A 5,039-nucleotide genomic window follows, 5' to 3' on the forward strand; every position below is an offset into this window, starting at 1 on the left:
AGCCGACAAATCGCAAACAGGACAGCCGAGGCGTCAGTCAGTCGGTGGGTCAGACTCGCTGGCAACATCACCAGGAACATCATCACTGTCAGTCGGGGAGCAGGGCGGCCACCGCGGCGAGGGTGTCCGCCTCGGCGGCCGTCTTGTCGTCGCGGTAGCGGACCACGCGGGCGAAGCGCAGCGTCACGCCGTCCGGGTAGCGGGTGGAGCGCTGGACGCCGTCGAAGGCGATCTCGACCACCAGTTCGGGGCGGACCGCCACGCCCCAGGGCTCCCGGCGCACCGTCAACTCCTGCAGCCGGGCGGTCTGCCACTCCAGCAGGGCGTCGGTCAGGCCCTTGAAGGTCTTGCCGAGCATGGCGAAGCTCCCGTCCGGCCGGCGGGCGCCCAGGTGCAGGTTGGAGAGCCGGCCGGTGCGCCGGCCGTGGCCCCACTCGGCGGCCAGGACCACCAGGTCCAGGGTGTGCACGGGCTTCACCTTCAGCCAGGAGGAGCCGCGCCGCCCGGCGCTGTACGGCGCGTCCAGGGACTTCACCACCACCCCCTCGTGCCGGTGCTCGGCGGTCGCGGCCCGGCTGAACTCCCGGGCGGCGCGCCGCTGTTCGGGATCGGCCGGATCGGTCACCGGGAGCCGCCGGACCCGGGCGCCGGCGGGCAGCAGGGCGGCGAGTTCGGCGTGCCGCTCGGCCGCGGGCGCGTCCAGCAGGTCCCGGTCGCCGCGCACCAGCAGGTCGAAGTAGACGGCGGAGAGCGGCAGTTCGGCATGGCGGCCGGCTGCGGGGTCGGTCGAGCCGACCCGGCCGGAGGTCTGCTGGAACGGGCGCGGCAGGCCGTCCGCGTCCAGGGCCAGCACCTCGCCGTCGAGGACCAGCCGCCGCTCGGGCAACTCCCGGACCCGGGCCACCACTTCGGGCAGCCGGTCGGTGATCTCGGCGAGCGTGCGGGTGAACACCCGGACGGTGTCGCCGTCCCGGTGGACCTGGATCCGGATGCCGTCCAGCTTCTCCTCGACCGCGCACGGGCCGAGCCGGTCCAGCGCCTCGTCCACGTCCGCCGCGCTCTGCGCCAGCATCGGCTGCACCGGGCGGCCGACGGTCAGCCGGAAGGCGTCCAGGGCGGACGGGCCCTCGGCGAGCAGGTCGCGGGCGAGCGGGCCGAGTTGGCCGGAGACCATCAGCGCCCGGCGGACCGCCTCGGGCGGGACGTCGCGGGCCGCCGCGAGCCCTTCCACGGCCAGTGCGTCGAGGGCGCCCTGGCGCAGCTCGCCGCTGATCAGCCCGAGCAGGAAGTGCTGCTCGACGGCGGTGGCCAGGGCCATCAACTCGTCGACCAGCCGCTTGCGTTCACGCTGCGAGCCGGGACCGGACAGGGCGCCGAGCGCGGCCAGCCGGCGGTCCACCTCCAGCACCGGCAGGGTCGGCACGGCCGCCGGCGGGGGAGGCTCGCGCAGGGTCTGCCACCCCACTCCGATCCGGCGCTGCGGCAGCCGCCCCGCCAGGTACGCCACCACCACGGGCGCCTCGTCCGGCTCCAGCCGCCCGAACAACCCGGCCAGCACCCGCACCTTCTCGCCGCGCGCCGCCGTCGCCGCCAACCGCGCGGACGCCGCGGCCACCTCCGCCAACAACATCCCCGGGTGCCCTCCGCGTCGTGACCGCTTCCCCGCCGCCCACCCTACGAGCGCCCGCCGTCCCCGTCCGGCAGGCGCACGGCGGGCCCGCGCCGCCGGCCGGGGGAGACCCGCCGCCCGAAACACTCCGCTTCCGGCCGGTTCGGCCGGATACTGGCGGTATGCGCCTGAACTCCGAGATTCCGGAATACCCCGAGGACGCCGACCAGCAGTCCCCCGACGTGCTGGAGGCCGCCGACGAGAACCGCGAGGCGGTCGAGTCGGAGGTCGACGACCTGGAACTGCTGCGCAGGCAGCGCGCGCTGGGCGCGCAGCCCGCCGACGACGGCGACGCCGTGGAGCAGGTGCGCGAGGTCGCCGCAGAGGAGGAGGACCAGCGGGACTGACCCGGTCAGATCGCCTTGCGCCGCTGCAGCCAGGCGAACGCGGCCCACCCGGGCAGGACCGGCAGCATGAAGGTGAGGAACCGGAACAGCATCACCGCCGCGAACGCGGTGCCCTGGTCCATGTTGCCGGTGGCGGCCAGCATGTCCGACATCAGGTACTCCACGGCGCCCGCCCCGCCCGGCGTCGGCGCGGCGTTGCCCACCGCGTTGCCGGTCAGGAAGCTCACCGCCACCGCGACGAACCCCGGCTGCGGGCCCACCGCGCGGGCACAGCAGTACAGGCACAGCACGAAGCACATCGACACCAGCAGCTGCCCGGCGACGCCCGCGGCGAGCTTGCCGGGCTGCTGCGCCAGGTCGAGCAGCCGCGGCAGCACCTCGGCGCGCAGCGGGCGCAGCAGCGCCTGCGCCCGGTGCCGCAGCCACGGCACGGCGGCCACCGACACCAGCACCACGGTGATCCCGGCGGCGATCAGCGCCAGCGTCATCCCGTCCGGCAGCCGGTCGGTCTCTGCGCCGAGCGGCCCGCTGCCGATGCCCAGCAGGGCGCTGAAGACGGCCAGCTCCAGCAGGTGCAGCACCAGCCCGAACAGCTGGGTGGCGCCGACGCTGGACAGCGCCTGCGCGGTGGGGACGCCCGCGCACTGCAGGTAGCGGGTGTTCAGCGCGAGGCCGCCGACGCCCCCGGGCGAGACCAGCTTCACGAAGGAGCCGGCGGTCTGCGCGGCCAGTGTGGCCCGGTAGGAGAGCTTCTCCGGGACGAAGCCGCTGAACGCGATGGTGGCGATCGGGTAGCTGGCGGCGGACGCGGCCACCGCGGCGGCCAGCCAGAGCGGGTCCGCCCCGGCGACCACCGTGATCGGGTTGCTCTCGCCGTTGAACAGCATCTGCAGCAGCAGGTAGCCGGCCCCCATCCCGGCGGCCACCGTCACCAGGGTGCGCGGGCGCAGCCGCTCCAGCCGGACCGGTTCCGCGACGGCCTGCGGCAGCCGGCGCTGCACCTCGGTGCGCAGGTCGGCGGCGAGGCCCTTGTGCCGGGCCAGCGCCGCCCGGGTGCCGCGGGCCAGCGCGATCGGCTGCAGCAGCGGCAGCGCGGCGCCCACCGGGCCGGGCCCGAGCACCTCCATCGCCGCCCGCACCGCCCGCTCCGGCCCCGCGTACAGCGCCAGCACCGCGAGCAGCCCGGCCACGTCCAGGCGCAGCAGCAGGTCGCCGGCGGCGATCTCGCCGTCGGCCAGGTCGACCAGGTGGACCCGGCCCTCCGGGTCGACCAGCACGGTCTCCGGGGCCAGCGCCCGGTGGGCGATCCGCCGCCGCTGGAGCAGCGCCAGCTGCCGCCAGGCGTCGTGCAGCAGCGCGTCGGACGGCTGGTCCCCGGACGACCGGTCCTCGGCCGGCTCGTCGTGCGGGCTGGGCTCGTCGTGCGGGCCGGGCTCGGCGAACAGTTCGGCCAGCGGACGGGCGTCCAGGCGCTGGTAGGCGACCAGGGCCGCGTCCGGGTCGATCTCGACGGCGGCGACCGGGGTACGGGTGCGGGCGCCCGCGGCGGAGGCGGCGAAGCCGAGCAGTGCCTGGTGCTCCAGGGTGGCCCGCAGCGGGCGCATGCCCAGCGGGCGCGGCGCGGTGCGCAGCCGCAGTGCCAGCCACAGGTGGCCGAGCAGCCCGCTGGCCTGGGCGTGCCGGTCCAGCAGGTAGACGTCCAGGTCGGGGCCGCCGTCGTACTGGGTGACCAGGTAGTGGCTCGGCCCGGCGGGGCGGACGGCGTCCGGGCGGACCCCGGCGGCGGTCAGCGCTGCGGCCACCTGCCCCTCGGTCGGGCAGCCGACCGGCTCGCCGACGGCGTACCGGGTGGCGTGCGCGGTGGTCCAGCCCAGCAGCAGGGCCAGCAGCAGCGACAGTGGGGTCGCGTAGCCGGTGACCAGCCCGGACAGGCCGGCCAGCGTGAGCGTGCTGGCCAGCGCGGTGCGCCAGCGGCGCAGCCCGGCGGTGCCGACCGCGGTCATGAACGCGAGCACCGGCGCCAGGTGCCCGTACACGGGGTCGGTGCGGCCGGCGCCGATCGGCGCGGTGTGGGTCAGCGTGGTCAGGTCGCCGGCCAGCAGGTCCAGGCCCATCGCCAGGCCGTACGCGAGGACGGCGGCGAGCACCCCGTCGGCGACCCGGCGGCCGTCGCCGCGCAGCATCCGGGCCACCGCGAAGGTCAGCGGCAGCGCGAGCAGCGCGGCCCCGCACAGCGCGGCGGTCAGCTTGGCCGGCGGCCAAGGCAGCAGGGACGCGCCGTGCGCGATGTCGGCGTCCAGGCCCAGCGCGGACGCCCGGGCGTACCCGGCCAGCAGCAGGACCAGCCCGAGGGCGCCCAGTCCGCCGCCCAGCCTGATCAGGGCAGCCGGATGCCGAACCCGCCCCGCGCTCGGACCCGCCGGGGCAGGTTCCACCGCACCGGTCTCCCGGGTTTCGTCGGCTTGTATCACCGTGGCCACGGGCCGCATGCTCCCACACCGTTTCGACGCCGAGTTGGCGCTTGACGAAAGGGTGTTCGCCCCGGGCGGGTGTATTCCGGTGGATAATCGGGCATATCGGGCGAACGAAGGGAGGTCGGCGATGACCAAGCGATCGACCGACAAGATGACCAGGCTCCGCAAGGGGACCCAGGAAGTCCTGGAGAACCGCACGATGGCCGCCGATCCGATGCCGCTCGCCCCACAGCGGCACACCGACACCGCCCTCGCCGCCGGCACCGGCCGCTACTTCGGCGACGCGGTGTTCAGCCACGGCGGCCGCCGGACGCCCGCCATGGCCGGCCCGGCCGACGGCCCCGCCGCGCACACCGAGCTACCCGGCCACCGGCACCGCGGAGCGGAGCGGCACTCCGCGCACTGAACCGCCGGCGGGGATGGGAGAGTGGGGCCCGCAGCTTCCGTCCCCGCCGAAGGAATCTCAATGATCGTGTCAAGCCGTCTGCGTGACCGACGGGGCGGAGGTGAACAGCCTCTTGTCACGCAGCATCGCCCACAGCACATCGA

Annotated in this window: 4 protein-coding genes; 2 read left to right on the forward strand and 2 right to left on the reverse strand. The window is 75.6% G+C overall.

All coding sequences use genetic code 11. From position 1 onward, the window contains the following. Window positions 1-88: 88 nt before the first annotated feature. Complete coding sequence (locus tag ACWD4U_RS34490; protein ID WP_363462223.1) at window positions 89-1,630, reverse strand: ATP-dependent DNA ligase; 1,542 nt, start codon at window positions 1,628-1,630, stop codon at window positions 89-91. A gap of 161 nt (window positions 1,631-1,791) precedes the next feature. Here ACWD4U_RS34490 and ACWD4U_RS34495 point away from each other — a divergent pair, with 161 nt between their 5' ends. Beyond that, entirely contained in the window at window positions 1,792-2,016 is a 225-nt protein-coding gene (locus ACWD4U_RS34495) for a hypothetical protein (RefSeq protein WP_363462221.1), read from the forward strand. Between the two features lie 5 nt (window positions 2,017-2,021). On the opposite strand, the gene ACWD4U_RS34500 is transcribed toward ACWD4U_RS34495, so the two are convergent. Next, the gene (locus tag ACWD4U_RS34500) at window positions 2,022-4,451 is read right to left on the reverse strand and encodes a lysylphosphatidylglycerol synthase transmembrane domain-containing protein (RefSeq protein WP_363462219.1); all 2,430 of its coding nucleotides are present in this window, start codon (window positions 4,449-4,451) and stop codon (window positions 2,022-2,024) included. A 166-nt stretch (window positions 4,452-4,617) separates the two neighbouring features. Between ACWD4U_RS34500 and ACWD4U_RS34505 the strand changes: the two genes are divergently transcribed. Beyond that, on the forward strand, window positions 4,618-4,896 hold the full coding sequence (locus ACWD4U_RS34505) for a hypothetical protein (RefSeq protein WP_363462217.1): 279 nt from the start codon (window positions 4,618-4,620) through the stop codon (window positions 4,894-4,896). Window positions 4,897-5,039: the final 143 nt, after the last annotated feature.

Source organism: Kitasatospora sp. NPDC002522 (genome assembly GCF_053595195.1).

Excerpts from the sequence above, each read along its gene's own strand:
- ACWD4U_RS34490 (WP_363462223.1), bottom strand. The coding sequence starts at position 1,630 with ATGTTGTTGGCGGAGGTGGCCGCGGCGTCCGCGCGGTTGGCGGCGACG.
- ACWD4U_RS34495 (WP_363462221.1), top strand. The coding sequence starts at position 1,792 with ATGCGCCTGAACTCCGAGATTCCGGAATACCCCGAGGACGCCGACCAG.
- ACWD4U_RS34505 (WP_363462217.1), top strand. The coding sequence starts at position 4,618 with ATGACCAAGCGATCGACCGACAAGATGACCAGGCTCCGCAAGGGGACC.